This is a genomic window from Streptomyces sp. NBC_00386 (assembly GCF_036063235.1).
Lineage (GTDB): Bacteria > Actinomycetota > Actinomycetes > Streptomycetales > Streptomycetaceae > Streptomyces.
On the sequence record NZ_CP107950.1, the window covers coordinates 5575368 to 5595909 of the forward strand.

Genomic DNA, 20542 nt, shown 5'->3' on the forward strand with positions numbered 1-20542 from the left:
GCGCCCCCCGGAGTGATAGAAAGAGCGGTCTGAGAACAGTCTGAGATCCACCGGGCGAGGCGCGAACCCGGCGCCGCCGGTGAGGGGTCACATCAGTGAAGAGGGGGACGCGCTGATGAGTCAGCCGCCGAGTCAGCCGCCGCAGGGCGGTTTCGGAGCACCGCAGGACCAGCCGCCGACAGGTGGTGCCGACGCCTCGCCTGACCCGCGGTCGCAGGGTGGTTTCGGCGCACCGCAGGGCGCGCCGCAGGACCCGCGTTCACAGGGCACGCCCCCGAACACGCCCCCGGCGCCCCAGAGCACACCCCCTCCTCCCGCGCAGCCGCCCCAGGCACCCGCCGCGCCCCAGAACACCCCGCCCGCCGGGCCTCCGCAGCCCGGCTACGGGTACCCGCAGCAGCCCGGCCCCTACGCCCAGCCGGGCCCATACGGACAGCCGCAGCAGCCGGGTCCCTACGGCGGGCCCGGACCCTACGGATACGGGCAGCAGCCGGGGTACGGGTATCCGCCCCAGGCGCCGTACCCGGGCGCGCCCGGCACCCCGCCGCCCGGCGGTCCCGGCGGTGGCTCGAAGAACCCGTTCAAGGGGAAGCCCGCGCTCGTCATCGCCGCCGCGGTGGCGGGTCTGCTCGTCGTCGGCGGCACCGTATGGGCCGTCACCGGCGGTGGTGACGACAAGAAGCCCGTCGCGGAGCACAGCCCGAGCGGCAGCCCGTCCGCATCGGCGTCCGCGTCGGACGATCCGGTCAACCCCGGCGACGGCAGCGGTGACGGCGGCGAGGAGGACGACGACCTGAACGCCGGCCGCAAGGCGGGCGAGGCGAAGGTCCTCTGGTACAAGTCGGCACCCGACGCGCCCGGTTCGGGCGCCGACGCCTCCGGCATGTGGATCACCGGCAAGACGGCGGTGAAGACGGCGTACAAGCAGCTCTTCGCGTTCGACGTCGGGGACGGCAAGCCGACTTGGCCCGCGCTGACCTTCCCGCAGAAGATCTGCTCGGTCACCCCGCAGAAGACGGCCGACGACAAGGTCGTCATCGCCTACATGAGCAGCGCCGCCAGCAGCGCCAAGTGCAACCAGCTCCAGCAGGTCGACCTGAACACCGGCGCCAAGGGCTGGAGCGGGAAGGTCGCGGACGGCACCCTGTTCGACAGCACGCTCTCGGTCGAACTGTCCGTCACCGGGAACACGTTGACGGTCGGCCGCTCGATGTCGGGCACGGCCTACGACGTCACCAGCGGCAAGAAGCTGTGGGACAAGGAGAAGTACGGCTCCGGCTGCTACCCGGCGGGATTCGCGGGCGGCCCCAAGCTGCTGGCCGTCTCGTCCTGCGGGGCCGGCAGCAGCACCGAGCACGACGAGGTGCAGGAACTGGACCCGGCCACCGGCAAGGTCCGATGGACGAAGAAGTTCCCCAAGGGCTGGCGGGTCGGGCGCGCCTACTCCGTGGACCCGGTCGTGCTCTACCTGACCAACGACGCGAAGAAGACGGTGAACATCACCGTGCTGACGGGCAACGGTGACGAGCGCTCGCAGCTCAAGAGCGACGACGGCCTCGCGCCCGAGTGCGGCTTCGCGATCCTCGACCGCGACCTGACGGGCTGCTTCGGTGCCGTCGCCGACGCCGACACGCTCTATCTGCCGACCGAGGCGAAGAGCGGCCCCAACGAGATCGTCGCGTTCAGCCTCGCGACCGGCAAGGAGAAGTGGCGCGTCAAGTCCCCGACGGACGCGACGATGATGCCGATGAAGACGGACGGCACCGGGCTCATCGCCTACGTCGAGGCGTCCTACGACGGCGGCGGCCGCGTCGTGTCGATCCCGACGGGCGGCACCGTCCACACGCCCACGAAGCTGCTCCAGAACCCGCAGGGCACCGCGGACATCGAGTCCGGCTTCTACTCGAAGGCCGTCGACTACGTGGACGGACGCTTCTACATCTCCACGACCCGGCTGACGGGCAATGACGAGGCGAAGGAGAAGCTGATGCTGGCCTTCGGCAAGTGATCACGCCCCTGCCCGTTCCGTCGCGCCCGTACGCGCGCACAGGCCCGCCGTCCCGACGCATTCCGAGGTAATCACGTCATGAGCCAGCCGCCCCCGCCGCCGCCGAACGAACCCCCGAAGGGCTTCGGCGCACCGCAGGAACCCGCTCCGGGCACTCCGCAGAGTCCGAGCGCCGGAGACCCCGAGCCCAGCGGTCCCGACGCTCCGCAGGACGCGCCGGCGCAGGGTTTCGGCGCTCCGCAGGACGCCCCCGCGCAGGGCTTCGGTGCTCCGCAGGACCCGCCGGCGGGCGGATTCGGTCCGCCGACCCCGCCGCCGGCCGCCGCCGGTCCGGGCTACGGCTATCCCCAGACGCCCCCGCCCGCGGCCCCGCAGCAGCCGTACGGCTACCCGCAGACGCCGCCCCCGGGCCAGCCGGGCTACGGCTACCCGGGCCAGCCGCAGGCCCCGTACGGCGCCCCCGGCCAGCCGCAGGCCCCGTACGGCTACGGCTACCCGCAGCCGCCGACCATGCCGATGCAGCCGCAGGCTCAGCAGGCAGGCGGCGGGCGCAGGATCAACAGCCAGCTGCTCATCATCGTGGCGGCCGTGGTGGCCGTCGCGCTGATCGTCGGCGGCGGTTTCCTGTACTCGCAGCGCTCCGGCAAGGACGACCCGCACAACACCGGGGCGACGAGCGGCACCACCGGTGGCAAGGGCGACGACAAGGGCGGTGACGGCAAGGGCGGCAACGGCGGGGAGAAGGTGCCGGCGAACACCAACTCCACGCTGCTGTTCCAGCTCCCCGCGCCGGCCGTGCCCAAGGGCATCACGAGCGTGCAGACGGCCGGCTCCTGGCTCACCGACAAGGTGTACGCCAAGACCGGCAACGCCGAGATCAACGGCTACGACCCGGACACCGGCGCCAAGACCTGGACGCTCAAGCTCCCCGGCCCGGTGTGCCAGGCCAGCCGGCACACCACGGACGCCAACCGCTCGGCGATCATCTACGAGCCGGCCATGCCCACCAAGACGCAGCCCTCGCACGGATGCACCCAGCTAGCCGCCATCGACCTCGACGCGGGCGCGAAACTCTGGACCCGGACGATCAAGTCCGGTGACCAGTCGATCAACCTCGACAACGTGACGATCAGCGGGAACACGGTCGCCGCGGGCAGCACGGGCGGCGGCGGAGCGTTCGACATCTCCACCGGCAAGGTTCTGTGGGCGCCGAAGACGGGCGACAGCTGCTACGACTCCGGCTACGGCGGCGGCGAGAAGCTGGTCGCGGTCCGCAAGTGCGGCGAGTACGGCAGTACGCGCCAGCTGCACATCCAGACCATCGACCCGAAGTCCGGGAAGGTCATCTCCGAGTACAAGATGTCGCCCGGCATCGAGTACGCCAGCGTCGTCTCCACCGACCCGCTGGTCGTGGCGGCCGACGTCGGCGACTCCGCCGGTGACGGCAGCGGTATCTCGGACTTCTTCTCCATCGACAACAAGACCGGCAAGCTGCGGGCGAAGATCTCGGCACCCGGCGAGACGTACGCGGCCAAGTGCGACGGCATCACCCGGATCGAGTTCTGCAAGTCGCTCGCCGTCGGCAACGACAAGCTGTACGTCCCGACGGAGGAGCACGAGGGCACCGGCGACTACAGCCGGACCAACGAGATCGTCGCGTTCGACCTGGCCACGGGTAAGCAGACGGGCCAGCGCGCCGACGCGGGCGACGGCTACAGCATCACCCCGCTGCGCATGGACGGCACCAGCCTCATCGCGTACAAGCGGCCGCCGTACGACAAGGGCGGGCAGATCGTCTCCTTCGACGGAACCTCCTTCAAGGAGACGAAGCTGATGCAGAACCCGGCCACCCAGTCGACGCGTGACGCGGAGTCGAGCATGCTCCCGGACTACGCCGAGATCCTCTACGGCGACGGCCGGCTGTACATGTCCCAGGTCTACGCGGACAAGCCGACCTCCGCGACGGACAAGGCGTACCTGGCGATCGCCTTCGGAACGAAGTAACCGTCACCTTTCGGGTGAAGCAAAGTGATCGTCTTCGAAAGAATGCGGTGATCGTTTCTCCGGATTGATTTGTCCGGGCCGAAACACCGTGTGCGGCCCCGTCCCTGTTCAGGGGCGGGGCCGCACGCGTACTCCGCATCACTTCCTATTGGGTGGGATTTCGATATTCCGGGGCACTTCTCTCCAGTAGGGGAAGCGCAACGTCGAACAAGCGTGTAGCTTCCGGGGGATGGAGAGCCGGGGGGCTCCAAATCCACGGGGAACCAGTGGGGATGCTTGGGGGGACTGGGGGGTTGCCTGATGGGAGTCCGGCTCATGGTGGTCGATGACCACCGACTGCTCGCCGAGGCGTTGGCCTCGGCACTGAAGCTGCGCGGGCACCGGGTGCTCGCCGCGGCGGCGCCCGCCGCGGGGGCGGCGGAGCTGGTGATCACGCGGGCACCCGAGGTGTGCCTGATGGGCACGGCGACACCCGCCGAGCCGGGGATCTTCGACCCGGTGGTGCGGATCAAACGGGAGCGCCCGCAGGTGGCGGTCCTGGTGCTCGGACCGGTGCCGAACCCGCGGGGGATCGCCGCGGCGTTCGCCGCCGGCGCCTCCGGCTACGTACGCCATGACGAGCGCATCGAGGGTGTCGAGCGCGCGATCATGAAGGCGAGGGCGGGCGAGGCGGCCGTGGCCCCGCAACTGCTCCAGGGCGCGTTCAGCGAACTGCTCAACCCCGCCGCCCAGCCCGACGACGAGGGCCAGCGGCTGCTCCAGATGCTCACACCCCGCGAGGTGGAGGTCCTGGTGCGGGTCGCCGACGGCGAGGACACCCGGCTCATCGCGGCCGGTATGGGCATCGCCCCGTCCACGGCCCGCACCCATGTCCAGCGGGTCCTGATGAAACTGGGCGTGGGCTCGCGCCTCGAAGCGGCGGCGCTCGCGGCCCGCACGGGCCTGCTGGACCGGGCGGGCCCGATCCCGGCCCAGACACCGCACGGGAACATGGACGACGCCCGCTGAGGCGGACGGGGTCCACGGGCCGACGGGTTCACGGGCCGACGGGTCTACGAGGAGGGGGGCTTCCCCTCCTCGAAGCTCGCGAAGTACGCGGCGGCCATGTCCTCGTCCCCGTGGCCGAGGGCTCCGGCGCGGCCGAACCGCTCGGCTGCGGCCTCGGCCACGTCCAGCCGCACGCCGTGCCGCTGCCCCGCGCGCACGATCAGGCGGGCGTCCTTCTCGGCGGTCGTGACGGCGAAGCTGGCCGGGGACAGCCGGTCCTCCAGGACGAGGGCGGCCTTGGCGCGCAGATAGCCCATGTCGAGCGGGCCGTCCGCGATGAGGCCGAAGAAGTCCTCCGGGTCCACGCCGAGGCCCTTGGCCAGGGCGAGCACCTCCCCGGTCGCGGCCGTGGCGGCGAGGACCCAGCTGTTGGCGACGAGCTTGAGCCGGGTGGCGCTGCCCGCCGCGCCGTCCTCGCCGGTCCACACCGTACGGGCGCCGACGGCGTCGAAGACGGGGGTCACGGTGTCGCGGGCGGCGCTCGGACCGGCGGCGAGCACGGTGAGCTGCCCGGCCTCGGCGGGCGCGCGGGTTCCGAGGACGGGCGCGTCGAAGAAGACGAGCCCGTGTGCGTCGGCGAACCCGGCGAGCTCGCCGAGTGCCTCGGTCCCGGCGGTCGTGGACTGCACCCACACGGCCCCCGCGTGCAGCCCGGGGGCCGCCCGGCGCATGACGTCGAGGGCGGCCGGGCCGTCGTGCAGCATGGTCAGGACGACATCGGCGCCCCGTACGGCCTCCTCCGGGGTGTCCGCGACGTGCGCGCCGTCGGCGGCCAGCGGCTCGGCCTTGGCACGGCTGCGGTTCCAGACACGGACGCCGTGCCTGGCCCGGGCGAGGTTACGGGCCATGGCGGCCCCCATGATCCCGGTGCCGAGGACACTGACGGTGAGTTTGTCGGTCATACAGCTCAGCCTTCCCCCTCGCCCGCACTTCTCTCGCGCGAAGTGAAGGCGGGGGAAGGCCCGGGAGAAGGCGTTCGGCGACAGCCCTAAGAGCGGAGCATCTCCGTCATGGGCGACTCCGGCGGGATCAGGCCCGGCAGCAGCCAGGGCTGGAAGAGGCTCAGTACCGCGAGTACGAGGAAGGCGGCACCGACGACCTGCGCGAAGACGGGGCCCAGCCGCCAGAGCTTCTCCACGAAGATCACCACGGCCACGGCGGCCATCGCCAGGACGTTCATGACGCCCAGCGGGACGAGCACGACCATCAGCCCCCAGCAGCAGCCCACGCAGTACGCCCCGTGGTGCGCCCCGACCCGCAGATCGCGGGCCCGGGGCCGGAAGCCCGCGTAGCGCACGAGCTGGCCCATCGGGCTCCGGCAGTGCCGCAGACAGAGGTCCTTCCACGGGCCGAACTGGTACAGCCCGGCGAGCAGAAAGGCCCCGGCGCCGATCCAGCGCCCGGCGCCCGGGTGCTCGTCCACCAGGGCCCCGGTCCAGGCGAGGAGCCCGTAGGCGAACAGGCCGAAGGCCGTCCAGGCCAGCAGGTACCCGCCGACGAACTGGGCGGTACGGGCCACCCGCACGACTCCCGTGGGCGACTGGCGCCCGATGGCCCGCGCCCAGGTGAGGGCCACCGGGGCCACCGACGGGAACATCATGGCGATCATCATGACCAGCCACAGCAGCAGGAACAGCGGGATGCCCATACCCATGGTTCCCGGCTCGACCCCCATGTCACGGGCCTGGTCGACCACCAGCAGCCAGGCGAGGAGGGCGAGTGCCGCCATCACGGACCAGGCGAACGCGAGCTGCCGGGCCGACAGCAGATTCGCCGGACGCAGAGGGGGTGACAGGGCCTTCCGGTCGAGGCGCACACCTCCAGCACATCACGGCGTTCCCGCGCGTGCGCGCGGGAACGCGTGTACGCGGAAACGTCTCCTCCGGGTGACCTCTGCGGTGGGACAATGGGATGGATACCCGTACGATCCGGGCGTGGGCCGGCGATGGCTCCCAGGGGCTCTGCCGTCCTCCCGAGACCGACGTCCCGGCACGGTCACGAGGAGGCAGGGAGATGTCCGAGACGACGGCGACCGTTCCCCGGTGGCACGCGGCGGGCGACTGGTTCGACACCTGCAAGTGCAACGTGCCCTGCCCCTGCTCGTTCGCACAGCTGCCCACCCACGGCGATTGCGACGGCATCCTGGCCTGGCACATCCGCGAGGGCCGTTACGGTGACGTACGGCTGGACGGCCTGAACGTGCTGATGCTTGCCTCGTTCGTCGGCAACATCTGGGCCGAGCACACGGACACGTACGCAGCGGTCTTCGTCGACGAGCGCGCCGACGACTCCCAGCGCGAGGCGCTTCAGATGATCTTCGGTGGGCAGGCGGGCAGTTGGCCCGCCGGAATGGTCAGCATGATGGGCGCCGAAATGCGCGGCATGGAGTTCGCCCCCATCGAGATCGAGGTCGCCGACGACCTCGCGAGCTGGCGGGCCGTGGTACCGGACCGGGTCGAGGCGAGCGCGGTCGCGCTCACGGGACCCACGACCCCGGAGGGCGCGCGCGTCCAGTCGACCAACCTGCCGGGTGCGGAGACCGGACCGGGCCAGGTCGCGACCTGGGGCCGCTCGACGGCGGACCGCGCCGATGCCCACGGCTTCCTCTGGAGCCGCGAAGACCGGTCCAGCAAGCACATCACCTTCGACTGGACCGGGCCCGACTAGCCAGGTCGTCTCGTTCGGATACGCCGCGAGGCGCGGTGCCCGGGGGCACCTCCCAGCGGTAGCCGGGGGAGCGTCGCGGGTCAGGCAAGATCCGGAAGAGTCGGCCTAGTAGCCGTCGCGGAGGATCTGGCGTGCCACCTTCGTGCGCGCGGCGGACAGTTCCTCGGTGATCCGCCGCTCCCGGTCGTCGTCGGCCACGACGGCAGGGGGCGCGGCTTCTCCGATCAGCAGGCAGGCGTGACGCAGATGGGTCGGTGGATGGGTCGCGTCGACGCTGTGGCCCCGCAGGGCACCGGCCCGCCGCAGCCGCTCGCGCTCGCGCTCCGGAACGGACGCCAGGTCCGCGACGAGAAGCTCCCACAGCCCGTCCGTCCGGTCAGCGGCCTGCTGCCGGCCGCGCGGGCCGTTCAGGGCGGCGCGGTTGACCTCGCGCCGCAGCGTCACGGCGGCCGAGTCCGCGATCAGCAGATGGTCCATGAGTTCCAGTGCGGCCCGCGTGGACCCCGTCCGGGCGGCCACACGGTCGGCGAGGTACTCGGCCCGCTGAGAGGCACGCAGGGTCAGCCCGTCCAGGACCGTCAGCACGCCGCGGACGAGGAGACGGGGCACGACGTAGAGCAGGTTGAGGATCAGTGTGAGCGCGCCGGTGTCGTCGAGGGGATCACGGTCGACCGGTTCGAAGTAGTAGTGCCAGGTGATCAGCGAACGGTAGGCGGTCCCGACGACCAGACCGTGGCGGGTGTCCCCGTTGACGTAGTGGCCCATCTCATGGCCCAGCAGGGCGATCCGCTGCTGCGGTGTGAGGACTTCCCACAGGGGCAGTCCCAGCGTGAGGAGCCGCCGCCCGCGTACGCCGTAGCTCCGCACACTCGCGTTGATCTCGGCGTCGACGGCGATCGCGTCGACGCCGCGGGTGCCGGCCACGCGGGCGACCTCGTCGGTGAGCGCGAAGAGTTCGGGTGCGTCGGCACGGCGCAGGACGGGCTTGTCCTCCGGCAGCCGGTGGAGCGGGGGCCGCAGTGACCATCCCAGGGCGAGGAGGAAGGCGCCCGGGATCATTCCCATGCCGCCCCATCCCCGGACGAGGAACCAGATCCCGCCCGCGGTCAGGGCCACGGTCACGCCGTGGACGACGAGAGCGACCGCGACGGCGAGCACTGTCGAGGAGTCCCGTCGGGCACGCAGGGTCCCGCCGGTGCCCAGTTCGGCGAGCAGCCGCTCACCGTGCCGCCGGGCCTGGGCCCGCTGGGCCTTGGCCAGCCGTCCCTGCTTCTCCTCCGGCCGTTCCGGATCGACGTTCCAGTCACAGGCGGCGCACCACGTGGTGAACCGTCCGTCCCCGCGGATCTCGGTCCCGCATTGCGGGCATGGCTGAACTTTTTCCGCTGCGGCGGTGTGCATCGCTGACTCTCCCCTGCCCCACGGCCCCTCCCCAGAGGTCGTCCGTACACGTCAGCGCGAAGTTGATCACACGGGGGTGCCCTGGTGGAACCCTCTTTTTATCCGGCGCAGCAAGTGGCCGACGGCACCGGCGGTGGTCGAGAGACGGAGGGCGGACCGCCGTGGCGCGGCTCCAGTTGTGCCCTGAAGGCATTCACAGTCACGGGACATGGCGCACGCGGTTCGTGCCGTGGGAGGACCTTGTCTGGGTGAACGCTGTCCGGGCGGGGCGCGGCGGGCTGTGGGAGTACGCCGTCGCGGACCTCTCCGATGGGAGCCATGTGCGGCTCGCCGGCGTGTATGGCTTGTCCAGCGAGGGTGAGTCGCGCGTGGAGCGGATCGCGGAGCGACTCCTCATGCTGAGCGACCAGGCTTGAGCGGTTGGACCGGGGAAGCGAACCGGATGCCCCGAAGGGCCGGAGTCCCCTCAGGAACCCCGGCCCCCTGCACGGTGTTACTCGGTCGGCGGAGGCTGTTCCTCGGCCGGTGGCTCCGTCACGGGCAGGGGCCGGAGCCACAGCCATGCCAGGAAGAAGAGGCCGAGGGCGAGCATGCCCAGGCCGGTCCAGAGGTTGATGTTGATGCCGCCGGCCTTGTCGAGGTCGGCGTCGGAGGCCGTGATGCCGGCGATGGTGACGATGACCCCGTAGATCACGAACAGGCCGCCGATGATGCGACGGATGTCGAACAGGCGAGCGGCGGTCGTGGACTTCTTCTCAAGGTCCGAGACCTCGCGCTGCGCGTCGCTTTCCGAATAGTCGGACATGGTTTCTTGATTCTCCCTCGTCGGAACAGGCCGGGACTCGTCAGAACGAGAACGGGATGTAGCAGGCGGCCGCCAGGATCAGCGCGCCCCAGCCCAGCAGGGCGGGCCTGCGGTACCAGGCGTCGTCGCCGGCGGCCGGCGGCTCGGCCATGCCGGGGGACACCGTGCCGTAGACCAGGCCCTGCAATTCCTCCGCCGGTTTCGGGGCGGTGAAGAGGGAGACCCCCACCATCACCACGCCACCGGCCACGAAGGCGACGATCGCGGAGACGAAGTTGGCGCCCTGGTCGGAGGGGAAGCCGATGACGTCCTGCTTGTAGAGGACGAAGTAGTTCACCATCGCGGCCGTCGTACCGGTCAGCAGGCCCCAGAAGCCCGACTTCACCGACGCCCGCTTCCAGAACATACCGACGATGAAGACCGCGAACATCGGCACGTTGAAGAAGGAGAACAGCGTCTGGAGGTAGCTCATGATGTTGGAGAAGGACGAGGCCAGGAAGGCCGTTCCGATCGACGCGAGGACACCGAACACCGTGATCAGCCGGCCGAAGCGGACGTAGTAGGAGTCCTCGCGCCCCTTGGCCACGTACTTCGCCCAGATGTCCGAGGTGAACACCGTGTTGAAGGACGAGACGTTGGCCGCCATGCCCGCCATGAACGCGGCCAGCAGACCGGTCACCGCGATGCCGAGGACACCGTTGGGCAGCAACTCCTGCATCAGATACGGGATCGCGTCGTTGTACTGGAGATCCGAACCGCTCGTGCCGATCTTCGGGACGAGGACGGCCGCCACCAGACCCGGGATCATCACCAGGAAGACGATGAAGATCTTCGGGTAGGCCGCGATCAGCGGGGTGCGCTGGGCCGCGGAGAGGTTCTTCGCCGACAGCGCGCGCTGCACCTCGGCGAAGTTCGTCGTCCAGTAGCCGAAGGACAGCACGAAGCCGAGACCGAGCACGATCGTCAGCCAGTTGGCGCCGAGCGGGTTGGCGCTGCCGATGCCCGTGCCGCCCCAGGCCGTCGTGAAGTCGGTGCCGTGGGTCTTGTCCAGGGAGTCCGTCAGGCCGTCCCAGCCGCCCACCCGGTGCAGGCCGAGAGCGGCGATCGGGATCAGGGCCGCCAGGATCACGAAGAACTGGAGCACCTCGTTGTAGATCGCGGAGGAGAGACCGCCCAGGGTGATGTAGGCGAGGACGAAGAACCCGGCGACCACGATCGCCACCCACTGCGGCCAGCCGAGCAGTGCCTCGACCACGATCGCGAGCGAGTAGAGGTTGACGCCCGCGATCAGGACCGCGGCGAAGGCGAACAGGACCGAACTCAGCAGATGCGCCCATTTGTCGAAGCGCAGCAGCAGGAACTCGGGCACCGAGCGGACCTTGGAGCCGTAGTAGAACGGCATCATCACCAGGCCCAGGAAGACCATCGCCGGGATGGCGCCGATCCAGTACCAGTGCACGGTGTAGACGCCGTACTGGGCGCTGTTGGCGGCCATGCCGAGGATCTCGGTGGCGCCCAGGTTGGCCGAGATGAAGGCCAGGCCGGTGATCCACGCGGGCAGTGAGCGCCCGGACAGGAAGAAGTCGAGGCTCGTCCTCACCGAGCGGCGGGCCGCGAAGCCGATGCCGAGGACGACCACGAAGTAGATGCCGAGGATTGTGTAGTCGAGTGCGTTCGTGGGGAGACGCAGCTCGGCGGCGAGCAGGATGCCCGGTTGGGGCGGATGTGTGGGGGACTGCATCAGAACTCGCTTCGTCGCATGAACCCATCGGGCCGGAAGTTACGCCTCCGCATTCAACAGACGCACCCTTCCGATGGTGTCCTTTGTTTGATTGTGACGTTGACTGCGGTGGTGACTTGTGGTTTGTTGTGTTCGGTTATGTTTGAAGGTTTGATCGGGTGCTGATGGGGAGTCCGACTGTGAAGAAGACCTCGACCCGGCTCGCCGACGGTCGTGAGCTCATCTACTACGACGCGGGCGACGACCAGGTGCGCGACGCGGTGGACCGGCGCCCGCTCGACCCGACCGTCACCACCTCGGAGGTGCGCCGCGACCCGCTGCTCGGCGACTCGGTGGCGATCGCCTCGCACCGCCAGGGGCGCATCTACCACCCCCCGGCGAACGAGTGCCCGCTGTGCCCGTCCTCGGGCGACCGGCTGAGCGAGATCCCCGACTCCTCGTACGACGTCGTGGTGTTCGAGAACCGCTTCCCCTCGCTGGCGGGGGACTCCGGCCGCTGCGAGGTCGTCTGCTTCACCTCCGACCACGACGCCTCCTTCGCGGATCTGACGGAGGCGCAGGCGGCCCTCGTCCTGGAGGCCTGGACGGACCGCACCGCCGAACTGTCCCATCTGCCCTCCGTCCAACAGGTCTTCTGCTTCGAGAACCGCGGCGCCGAGATCGGCGTGACACTCGGTCACCCGCACGGGCAGATCTACGGCTACCCCTTCACCACCCCTCGTACCGCGCTGATGCTGCGCTCGCTCGCCGCGCACAAGGAGGCGACCGGCGGGGAGAACCTGTTCGACGAGGTCGTCGCGCGCGAGCTGGCGGACGGTTCACGGGTCGTCCTGTCGAGTGACCACTGGGTCGCCTTCGTCCCGTACGCCGCCCACTGGCCGTACGAGGTCCACCTCTACCCGCGCCGCCGCGTGCCCGACCTGCTCGGCCTCGACGAGGGCGCGCGCACAGAGTTCCCCCAGGTCTATCTGGAACTCTTGAGGCGCTTCGACCGGATCTTCGACGGGCCGGACGGTGGGAAGGACGGGACGGGCGAGCCGCCGACGCCGTACATCGCGGCGTGGCACCAGGCTCCCTTCGGCCCGCTGGAGGAGTTCGAAGGCGTCAACCGGGACGACTTCGCGCTCCACCTCGAGCTTTTCACCATTCGCCGCACTTCCGGCAAGCTGAAGTTTCTCGCGGGTTCCGAGTCCGGCATGAACGTGTTCATCAACGACGTGCCGCCGGAGACCGCGGCTCAGCGACTGCGAGAGGTAGCGAGTACATGAGTGGGAAGTATCTGGTCACGGGTGGAGCGGGCTATGTGGGCAGCGTGGTCGCGCGCCACCTGCTGGAGGCGGGCCACGAGGTCACCGTCCTCGACAACCTCTCGACGGGCTTTCGCGAGGGCGTGCCCGCCGGTGCCGCGTTCGTCGAGGGCGACATCCGCGATGCCGCCAAGTGGCTGGACCCCTCGTACGACGCCGTCCTGCACTTCGCCGCGTTCTCGCAGGTCGGCGAGTCCGTGGTCAAGCCCGAGAAGTACTGGGACAACAACGTCGGCGGCACCATGGCGCTGCTCGCCGCGATGCGCGAGGCCGGCGTGCGCACGCTGGTCTTCTCCTCCACCGCCGCGACGTACGGCGAGCCCGAGACCACCCCGATCGTGGAGTCCGCGCCGACCCGGCCCACCAACCCCTACGGCGCCTCCAAGCTCGCCGTCGACCACATGATCACCGGCGAGGCGGCGGCCCACGGACTCGGGGCCGTCTCCCTGCGCTACTTCAACGTGGCCGGCGCCTACGGCGAGAGCGGCGAGCGGCACGACCCCGAGTCGCACCTCATCCCGCTGGTCCTCCAGGTCGCGCAGGGCCGCCGCGACGCGATCTCCGTCTTCGGCGACGACTACCCGACGCCGGACGGCACCTGCATCCGCGACTACATCCATGTCGCGGACCTCGCCGAGGCGCACCTGCTGGCCCTTACGGCCGCGGCCCCCGGCGAGCACCTGATCTGCAACCTCGGCAACGGCAACGGCTTCTCCGTCCGCGAGGTCATCGAAACCGTGCGCCAGGTGACCGGGCACCCGATCCCCGAGGCCGTGGCCCCGCGCCGCGGCGGGGACCCGGCGGTCCTGGTCGCCTCGGCCGAGACCGCCCGGGAGCGGCTCGGCTGGAACCCGTCCCGCGCGGATCTCGCGGGGATCGTCGCGGACGCGTGGGAGTTCGCACAGAACACAGCGAAGGGATAGCGGGTGGAGCAGGTGGGGGTACGTGAGGGCTTCGAGGAGCTGTACGGCGCCGCGCCCGAGGGCGTCTGGGCGGCGCCCGGCCGGGTCAACCTGATCGGCGAGTACACGGACTTCAACGAGGGGTTCGTGATGCCGCTCGCGCTGCCGCACACGGCGGTCGCGGCGGTGTCCCGCCGGTCCGACGGGGTGCTGCGGCTGCACTCGGCGGACATCGACGGCCCGGTCGTCGAGCTGCGCGTCGACGAACTGACGCCCCGGTCGGACACCGGCTGGGCCGCCTATCCGGCGGGTGTGGTGTGGGCGCTGCGCGAGGCGGGCCACGCCGTCGGCGGCGGCGCGGACATCCATCTGGCCTCCACGGTCCCCACCGGCGCAGGGCTGTCCTCCTCGGCGGCCCTGGAGGTCGTCACGGCCCTCGCCCTCGACGAGCTGTACGGACTCGGGCTCACCCGGCCCGAGCTGGCGCGGCTCGCCCAGCGCGCGGAGAACGACTTCGTCGGCGTGCCCTGCGGTGTCATGGACCAGACGGCGTCGGCGTGCTGCACCGAGGGCCACGCCCTGCACCTCGACTGCCGCGACCTGTCCATCCGCCAGGTCCCCTTCGACCTCGCCTCCCAGGGCCTCGAACTCCTCGTCGTCGACACCCGGGTGAAGCACGCGCTCGGCGACGGGGCGTACGCGGAGCGGCGCGCGGGCTGTGAGGAGGGGGCACGCCTGCTGGGCGTGTCCCATCTGCGCGATGTCGCGTACGAGGACCTCGACACGGCTCTCGCCCGGCTCTCCGACGAGCGCGTGCGCCGCTACGTCCGGCACGTCGTCTCCGACGACCACCGGGTGGACCGGGTCATCTCCCTGCTGGACGCGGGTGACGTCCGCGCGATCGGGCCGGTCCTGACGGACGGTCACGCCTCGCTCCGCGACGATCTGCGGATCTCGTGTCCCGAGCTGGACCTCGCTGTCTCGGCGGCCAACTCCGCGGGTGCGCTGGGGGCCCGTATGACGGGCGGGGGCTTCGGTGGTTCCGCCGTCGTGCTGGTGGAGTCCACCGACGTGGACAGTGTCACCAAGGCGGTGACGGAGGCGTTCGCCGCGGCGGGCTTCACCGCGCCCCGGGTGTTCCCGGCGGTGCCTTCGGCGGGGGCCCGGCGTATCGGCTGACCCACGGCTCCTTTCGCCCCCTCCGCCCCTGCCCGTCCCGTGCTCGGGGGGCTCCGCCCCCCGAACCCCCCCGCTCCTCAAACGCCGGAGGGGCTGGATTTTCTCGGGCGCCGGAGGGGCTGGAACTTGTGCCGGAGGGGCTGAATTCCCAGACGCCGGAGGGGCTGGGGCCTCAGTCGGATCTCCAGCGCTTCGTCAGGGTGTACTCCGTGATTCCCGGTGGGTAGTCGGGGATCACGGCCACCACCTCGTAGCCCTGTTTCCGGTAGAAGTCCGGGGCCTGGAAGTCCCAGGTCTCCAGGCGGGCGGCGGTGCAGCCGCGTCCGGTGGCGGCCTGTTCGGCCTCCGCCAGGAGCCGGCTGCCCAGGCCCGTGCCACGGTGGCGGTCGTCGACCCACAGGTACGTCACGTGCAGCCAGGTCGTCCAGGTGTGGCCCACCAGACCGCCGGCCAGGGCGCCGTCCGCGTCCAAGGCCCAGAGGTGAAGCGGAAATTCACGTTCACCTGGGGTTCCGCGCAGCGCGCGCAGCACCGGGGAGGCCGCCGTGTTCGTGTCCAGCAGCCGTCTGCGGAGCAGATCCCGACGCTCCTTGTCGTCTCCTGTCTCGATACGAAACATACGGCTCACCATAAACGCGCTGGCCAACCAGTTCTGCAAATCACCTTCCGCTCCTCGCCCCCGGCCGTACTCTGATGAACAGTGCCGGTGGGGGCCGGTGCTGATCAGGGGGCGAGACAGTCGGGTACGACGCCCGAAGTGGGGGTAGCACTTCCAGCACGGCGGCGGCCGTGCGGCGGAGGCACCTCGTTTTCCGGGTCGCAAGCGGGCTCGGGATCACCTCGGGCGCCGTACCCGTACGGATCGTCCCCCGACAGTGGGGGTTTCTGTGGTTCGCATCCGAGTACTGGTCGTCGACGACCATCGCATCTTCGCCGAGTCGCTCGCCGCCGCGCTCGCGGCCGAGCCCGATGTCGACGTGTCCGCAGCCGGCAGCGGTCCGGCCGCGCTGCGCTGCCTCGAACGCGCGGCGGCCGAGGGCCGTCGCTTCGACGTGCTGCTCGTCGACGCCGACCTGGGCGGCAATCTGCCCGGCATGCGTCCGGCGGTGCCCGTCCAGGAGAGCAACGAGGACGGCCTGGTCGACGGCATATCGCTGGTCGCCGGAGTGCGCTCCGGACAGCCGGGCGTACGGACCGTCGTGCTGGCCGAGAAGGACGACCCGCGCCGGGCCGCGCTCGCCCTCCAGGCAGGCGCCTCGGGATGGGTCGCCAAGGACTGCTCGCTGTCGCGGCTGCTCACCGTCATACGGGGTGTGCTGCGCGACGAGACCCATCTGCCGCCCGCCCTGCTCACCGGGGTGCTGCGGGAGCTGACCGCCGCGCGCAAGCACCGCACCGAGAGCGAGCGGCTCGTCGAGTCGCTGACGCCCCGTGAGCGCGAGGTGCTGCGGTGCATGGTCGCCGGGCTCGGGCGCAAGGCGGTGGCGGAGCGGTTGTTCCTGTCGCCGCACACAGTCCGCACCCATATGCAGAACGTCCTCGGGAAGCTCGGGGTGCACTCCACCCTCGCCGCCGTGGCCCTGGCCCGGCGCGCGGGTGTCGGACCCGTCGACCTAACCGGGGATGTTGTCGAACGGGGCGGTCAACTGGCGTAGCAGCCCGGCCAGTTCGCCGCGCTGTGCCCGGCTCAGCTCGGCGAGGATCGCCCGCTCCTGGTCGAGCAGGCCGGCCAGCGCCTGGTCGGCGCGGTCGCATCCCTCGTCCGTGAGGCGTACGAGCACACCCCTGCGGTCGCTCGGATCCGGGAGGCGTTCGACCAGACCCTTCTTGGTCAGACGGTCGATGCGGTTCGTCATCGTGCCGGAGGTGACGAGCGTCTGGGTGAGCAGCTGCCCGGGGGAGAGCTGGTACGGGGAACCCGCACGCCGCAGCGCCGTCAGGACGTCGAACTCCCAGGGCTCCAGGCTGTGCTCGGCGAAAGCGAGCCGGCGCGCACGGTCCAGGTGCCGGGCCAGCCTGCTCACGCGGCTGAGCACCTCGAGCGGTTCCACGTCGAGGTCAGGGCGCTCACGGCGCCACGCAGCGACCAGCCGATCGACCTCGTCCTCCATGACGATCAGTGTAGTGGTTGTGTCGACATGAAGTCTCTTGATGTGGAGTTTCTCGATAACAAGTCTCTTGACGTCGAGATAGTTCTCCTGTGAGGCTGGAGACCCGAACGGTCCGGTCACCGCCGCCCCTTCAGCGGTCCGCGACCCCAGCGCGACTTCGAGGAGGCCACCCATGGCTGCCACCCCCACCTGGGACCCCGGCCAGTACCTGCGCCACTCCCGGCACCGGGCCCGCCCCTTCGCCGACCTGCTCGCCCAGGTCCCCGAGCTTCCGGCCGATCCCGCCCGCATCGCCGACCTCGGCTGCGGCCCCGGCAACGTCACCGTCCAGCTCGCCGTCCGCTGGCCCACCGCCCGCATCACCGGTTACGACAACTCCGCCGACATGCTGGCCCGCTCCGAGGAGTACGCGGGCCCCACGGCCGGCGGCGGGCGGCTCGACTTCGCCCACGCCGACCTCACCGACTGGACGCCCGCCGGGACGTACGACCTGATCACCTCGAACGCCGCGCTCCAGTGGGTGCCGGGACACCTGGAGTCGCTCCCCGGCTGGCTCGACGCGCTCGCGCCGGGCGGCACCTTCGCCTTCCAGGTCCCCCACAACACCGACGCCCCGCTGCACGTCCTCCTGCGCGAACTCGCCTCCTCCCCGCGCTGGAAAGGCCTGCTCGGCGACTCCCCGCGCCCCGCGGACTCGGTCCACGACCCGCTCGTCTACCTGGACCTCCTGGAGAGGGCCGGCTGCCGCGCGGACGTCTGGGAGACGACGTACATGCAACAGCTGGGCGGACCGGATCCCGTGCTCGACTGGGCGAAGGGGACCGCGCTGCGGCCCGTGCTGACCGCCCTCGCGGACGACCCCGAGGCCACGGACGGCTTCCTCGTCGCCTACCGGGACCTGCTGCGCGAGGCCTACCCCGCCCGGCCCTACGGCACGGTCCTGCCGTTTCGCCGGCTGTTCGCCGTGGCCCGGAAGGAGGCCTGATGCTCACCGCGCTCGACCATGTCCAGCTCGCCGCCCCGCCGGGCTCCGAGGACCGCCTGCGCGCGTACTACGTCGGCGTCCTCGGCATGACCGAGACGCCCAAGCCGCCCGTCCTCGCCGCCCGCGGAGGCTGCTGGTTCCGGGCGGGGGCCGTCGAGCTCCACCTAGGGATCGAGGCCGCCTTCCGTCCCGCGAAGAAGGCCCACCCCGGGCTGCGCGTCACCGGCATCGACGCCTGCGCCGCACGGATCGAGGCCGCCGGCTTCCCCGTCGTCCGGGACGAGGACCTGCCCGGGCACCGGCGCTTCTTCTCCGAGGACCCCGTCGGCAACCGCCTCGAATTCCTGGAGCCGCTCCCGGCCCGCGACTGAACCGGGAGCGCACTCGGCCCGGGCCCTGTCTCAGGCCTTGCGATGCCCTATCAGCCGCGGCTTCGGCTCCAGCCCGTCCAGACCGTGCCACGCCAGATTCACCAGATGCGCGGCCACCTCCGCCTTGCGCGGTTTGCGGACGTCCAGCCACCACTGGCCCGTCAGCGCGACCATGCCGACCAGGGCCTGGGCGTACAGCGGCGCCAGCTTCGAGTCGAAGCCGCGGCTCTTGAACTCGCGGCCCAGGATGTCCTCCACCTGGGTGGCGATGTCCGAGATCAACGACGCGAACGAACCCGTCGACTGCGGGATGGGGGAGTCACGGACCAGGATGCGGAAACCGTCCGTGTACTCCTCGATGTAGTCCAGAAGGGCGAACGCCGCCTGCTCGCACAGCTCCCGCGGATGGCCCGCCGTCAGCGAACCGGTCACCATGTCCAGCAGCCGCCGCATCTCACGGTCCACCACCACCGCGTACAGGCCCTCCTTGCCGCCGAAGTGCTCGTAGACCACCGGCTTGGAGACACCGGCCTTGGCCGCGATCTCCTCCACCGAGGTGCCCTCGAAGCCCTTGGCCGCGAACAGGGTGCGGCCGATCTCCAGCAACTGCTGACGGCGCTCGGCGCCGGTCATACGAGTGCGACGCGCGCGCCGCGGCTTGTCGCTGCTGCTCGGGGTGCTGCTGGAGTCGGTCGCCACGCCGTCAATCATGCCGCTTCAGCGGTTTCCGTCTTGCGCCGGGAGCCGTGCCCGTCGTCGCTGCGGCGGGAATCGATACGTGAGCGTGACGGCCAGCGCACGTCATAGGCCCATCCGAGCTGCTCGCACCAGCGGATGATCCGCGCCGACGAGTCGATCTGGCCGCGGTCCACGCCGTGCCGCGCGGACGTCGGGTCCGAGTGGTGGAGGTTGTGCCAGGACTCGCCGCACGAGAGCACCGCCAGCCACCACACGTTGCCCGAACGGTCACGCGACTTGAACGGGCGCTTGCCGACCGCGTGACAGATCGAGTTGATCGACCAGGTGACGTGGTGCAGCAGGGCCACCCGGACGAGAGAACCCCAGAAGAACCCGGTGAACGCGCCCCACCACGACATCGTCACCAGACCGCCGATCAGGGCCGGCAGGGCCAGCGAGAGCAGAGTCCAGAGGAGGAACTGACGCGAGATCGCCCGGATCACCGGGTCCTTGACCAGATCCGGCGCGTACTTCTCCTGAGAGGTCCGCTCCTCGTCGAACATCCATCCGATGTGCGCCCACCACAGGCCCTTCATCAGCGCAGGGACCGTCTCCCCGTAACGCCACGGCGAATGAGGGTCACCCTCGGCGTCGGAGAACTTGTGGTGCTTGCGGTGGTCGGCGACCCAGCGCACGAGCGGGCCCTCGACCGCCATGGATCCCGCGATGGCGACCGCGATCCGCAGGGGCTGCTTCGCCTTGAAGGAGCCATGGGTGAAATAGCGGTGGTAACCGATCGTGACGCCGTGGCAGCCCAGGTAGTAGAAGAAGACCAGCAGGCCGGCGTCCAGCCAGCTCAGCCCCCATCCCCAGGCCAGCGGCACCGTGGCAAGCAGCGCCAGGAACGGAACGGCGATGAAGAGAAGAAGGGTGATCTGTTCGAGTGACCCCTTCTTCTCGCCGCCGAGGGTCGCGGCGGGGAGCGAGGTGTCGTCGTTGTCCGCCCGCGGGGCGTCGTCGATCACATCGGAACTCGTGGTCATGGGCGTCCCCTGTGGGGTTCGAGGGTGAGGAACGGCGGGGAAGGGTGTCCGGGTGCGAACCCAGGGTCCTCCCGCCGTCCGACGGGAATACCTACGGGTCCGTAACCTACGGCGTCGTAAGTATGTCAGCGCGTAGCCCGGCGGCAAGAGCCCGTGAGCCTGCGCGTCCGAGGGGACACCTATCCTTGGAGTCGGTCGGACAGCGCGGTCCGTTCTGATTTCTTCCCGGATGCCACCTCCCTAAGCGGCACCCGCCGCGCGCGGTCGTCACCCGGGTTCCCTCCCAGACGAGC

The 20542-nt window shown here is 70.5% G+C and carries 20 protein-coding genes; 11 read left to right on the top strand and 9 right to left on the bottom strand.

Features of this window, described 5'->3' with window-relative positions:
- The first annotated feature begins 115 nt into the window (after positions 1–115).
- From OG780_RS24605 to OG780_RS24615, 3 genes are all read left to right on the top strand, one after another.
- A complete protein-coding gene (locus OG780_RS24605; RefSeq protein WP_328451580.1) occupies positions 116–2008 on the top strand; it encodes an outer membrane protein assembly factor BamB family protein in 1893 nt (630 codons plus the stop codon).
- Positions 2009–2086: 78 nt separating this feature from the next.
- Positions 2087–4012 (top strand): outer membrane protein assembly factor BamB family protein, encoded by a 1926-nt coding sequence (locus tag OG780_RS24610; RefSeq protein ID WP_328451582.1) that lies wholly within the window; start codon positions 2087–2089, stop codon positions 4010–4012.
- A 300-nt stretch (positions 4013–4312) separates the two neighbouring features.
- Positions 4313–5020: a helix-turn-helix transcriptional regulator gene (locus OG780_RS24615; protein WP_328451584.1), complete on the top strand. Its 708-nt coding sequence runs from the start codon at positions 4313–4315 to the stop codon at positions 5018–5020.
- A gap of 44 nt (positions 5021–5064) precedes the next feature.
- Here OG780_RS24615 and OG780_RS24620 read toward each other — a convergent pair whose 3' ends face one another.
- Entirely contained in the window at positions 5065–5961 is an 897-nt protein-coding gene (locus OG780_RS24620) for an NAD(P)-dependent oxidoreductase (protein ID WP_328451586.1), read from the bottom strand.
- An 86-nt stretch (positions 5962–6047) separates the two neighbouring features.
- A complete protein-coding gene (locus OG780_RS24625; RefSeq protein ID WP_328451588.1) occupies positions 6048–6875 on the bottom strand; it encodes a DUF2182 domain-containing protein in 828 nt (275 codons plus the stop codon).
- 197 nt (positions 6876–7072) lie between these two features.
- Here OG780_RS24625 and OG780_RS24630 point away from each other — a divergent pair, with 197 nt between their 5' ends.
- The gene (locus OG780_RS24630; RefSeq protein ID WP_328451589.1) at positions 7073–7726 is read left to right on the top strand and encodes a DUF1326 domain-containing protein; all 654 of its coding nucleotides are present in this window, start codon (positions 7073–7075) and stop codon (positions 7724–7726) included.
- Between the two features lie 105 nt (positions 7727–7831).
- On the opposite strand, the gene OG780_RS24635 is transcribed toward OG780_RS24630, so the two are convergent.
- Positions 7832–9127, bottom strand: a complete 1296-nt coding sequence (locus OG780_RS24635; protein WP_328451590.1) for a M48 family metallopeptidase — start codon at positions 9125–9127, stop codon at positions 7832–7834.
- A 161-nt stretch (positions 9128–9288) separates the two neighbouring features.
- Here OG780_RS24635 and OG780_RS24640 point away from each other — a divergent pair, with 161 nt between their 5' ends.
- Positions 9289–9543 (top strand): PH domain-containing protein, encoded by a 255-nt coding sequence (locus OG780_RS24640; RefSeq protein ID WP_328451592.1) that lies wholly within the window; start codon positions 9289–9291, stop codon positions 9541–9543.
- 77 nt (positions 9544–9620) lie between these two features.
- On the opposite strand, the gene OG780_RS24645 is transcribed toward OG780_RS24640, so the two are convergent.
- The gene (locus OG780_RS24645; RefSeq protein ID WP_328451594.1) at positions 9621–9932 is read right to left on the bottom strand and encodes a hypothetical protein; all 312 of its coding nucleotides are present in this window, start codon (positions 9930–9932) and stop codon (positions 9621–9623) included.
- 40 nt (positions 9933–9972) lie between these two features.
- Positions 9973–11673 (bottom strand): sodium:solute symporter family protein, encoded by a 1701-nt coding sequence (locus OG780_RS24650; RefSeq protein WP_328451596.1) that lies wholly within the window; start codon positions 11671–11673, stop codon positions 9973–9975.
- Positions 11674–11852: 179 nt separating this feature from the next.
- On the opposite strand from OG780_RS24650, the gene galT reads away from it, so the two are divergent.
- Genes galT through galK form a run of 3 tightly spaced genes read left to right on the top strand, consistent with a single transcriptional unit; the run spans position 11853 to position 15061 of the window.
- Entirely contained in the window at positions 11853–12941 is a 1089-nt protein-coding gene (gene galT / locus OG780_RS24655) for a galactose-1-phosphate uridylyltransferase (protein WP_328451598.1), read from the top strand.
- Positions 12938–13903 carry a UDP-glucose 4-epimerase GalE gene (galE, locus tag OG780_RS24660; RefSeq protein ID WP_328451600.1) on the top strand — a complete coding sequence of 322 codons (966 nt, stop codon included), beginning with the start codon at positions 12938–12940 and terminating at the stop codon, positions 13901–13903. The genes galT and galE overlap by 4 nt, the downstream gene beginning before the upstream one ends.
- A gap of 12 nt (positions 13904–13915) precedes the next feature.
- Positions 13916–15061: a galactokinase gene (gene galK, locus OG780_RS24665; protein ID WP_328458345.1), complete on the top strand. Its 1146-nt coding sequence runs from the start codon at positions 13916–13918 to the stop codon at positions 15059–15061.
- Between the two features lie 172 nt (positions 15062–15233).
- Here galK and OG780_RS24670 read toward each other — a convergent pair whose 3' ends face one another.
- Positions 15234–15692, bottom strand: coding sequence for a GNAT family N-acetyltransferase (locus OG780_RS24670; RefSeq protein WP_328458346.1), 459 nt, complete (start codon positions 15690–15692; stop codon positions 15234–15236).
- 256 nt (positions 15693–15948) lie between these two features.
- On the opposite strand from OG780_RS24670, the gene OG780_RS24675 reads away from it, so the two are divergent.
- Positions 15949–16716, top strand: coding sequence for a response regulator transcription factor (locus OG780_RS24675; RefSeq protein WP_326787288.1), 768 nt, complete (start codon positions 15949–15951; stop codon positions 16714–16716).
- Here OG780_RS24675 and OG780_RS24680 read toward each other — a convergent pair.
- On the bottom strand, positions 16675–17172 hold the full coding sequence (locus OG780_RS24680) for a MarR family winged helix-turn-helix transcriptional regulator (protein WP_261703948.1): 498 nt from the start codon (positions 17170–17172) through the stop codon (positions 16675–16677). The two genes, OG780_RS24675 and OG780_RS24680, sit on opposite strands and share 42 nt — an antisense overlap.
- Positions 17173–17344: 172 nt before the next feature.
- Between OG780_RS24680 and OG780_RS24685 the strand changes: the two genes are divergently transcribed.
- A complete protein-coding gene (locus tag OG780_RS24685; protein WP_328451606.1) occupies positions 17345–18157 on the top strand; it encodes a trans-aconitate 2-methyltransferase in 813 nt (270 codons plus the stop codon).
- Positions 18157–18528, top strand: a complete 372-nt coding sequence (locus tag OG780_RS24690) for a VOC family protein (RefSeq protein ID WP_328451608.1) — start codon at positions 18157–18159, stop codon at positions 18526–18528. The genes OG780_RS24685 and OG780_RS24690 overlap by 1 nt, the downstream gene beginning before the upstream one ends.
- Positions 18529–18558: 30 nt before the next feature.
- Here OG780_RS24690 and OG780_RS24695 read toward each other — a convergent pair whose 3' ends face one another.
- Together OG780_RS24695 and OG780_RS24700 are read right to left on the bottom strand one after the other, a co-directional pair.
- Positions 18559–19239, bottom strand: a complete 681-nt coding sequence (locus tag OG780_RS24695; RefSeq protein WP_328451609.1) for a TetR/AcrR family transcriptional regulator — start codon at positions 19237–19239, stop codon at positions 18559–18561.
- Positions 19236–20249, bottom strand: coding sequence for an acyl-CoA desaturase (locus tag OG780_RS24700; RefSeq protein WP_328451611.1), 1014 nt, complete (start codon positions 20247–20249; stop codon positions 19236–19238). The genes OG780_RS24695 and OG780_RS24700 overlap by 4 nt, the downstream gene beginning before the upstream one ends.
- Between the last annotated feature and the right edge of the window lie 293 nt (positions 20250–20542).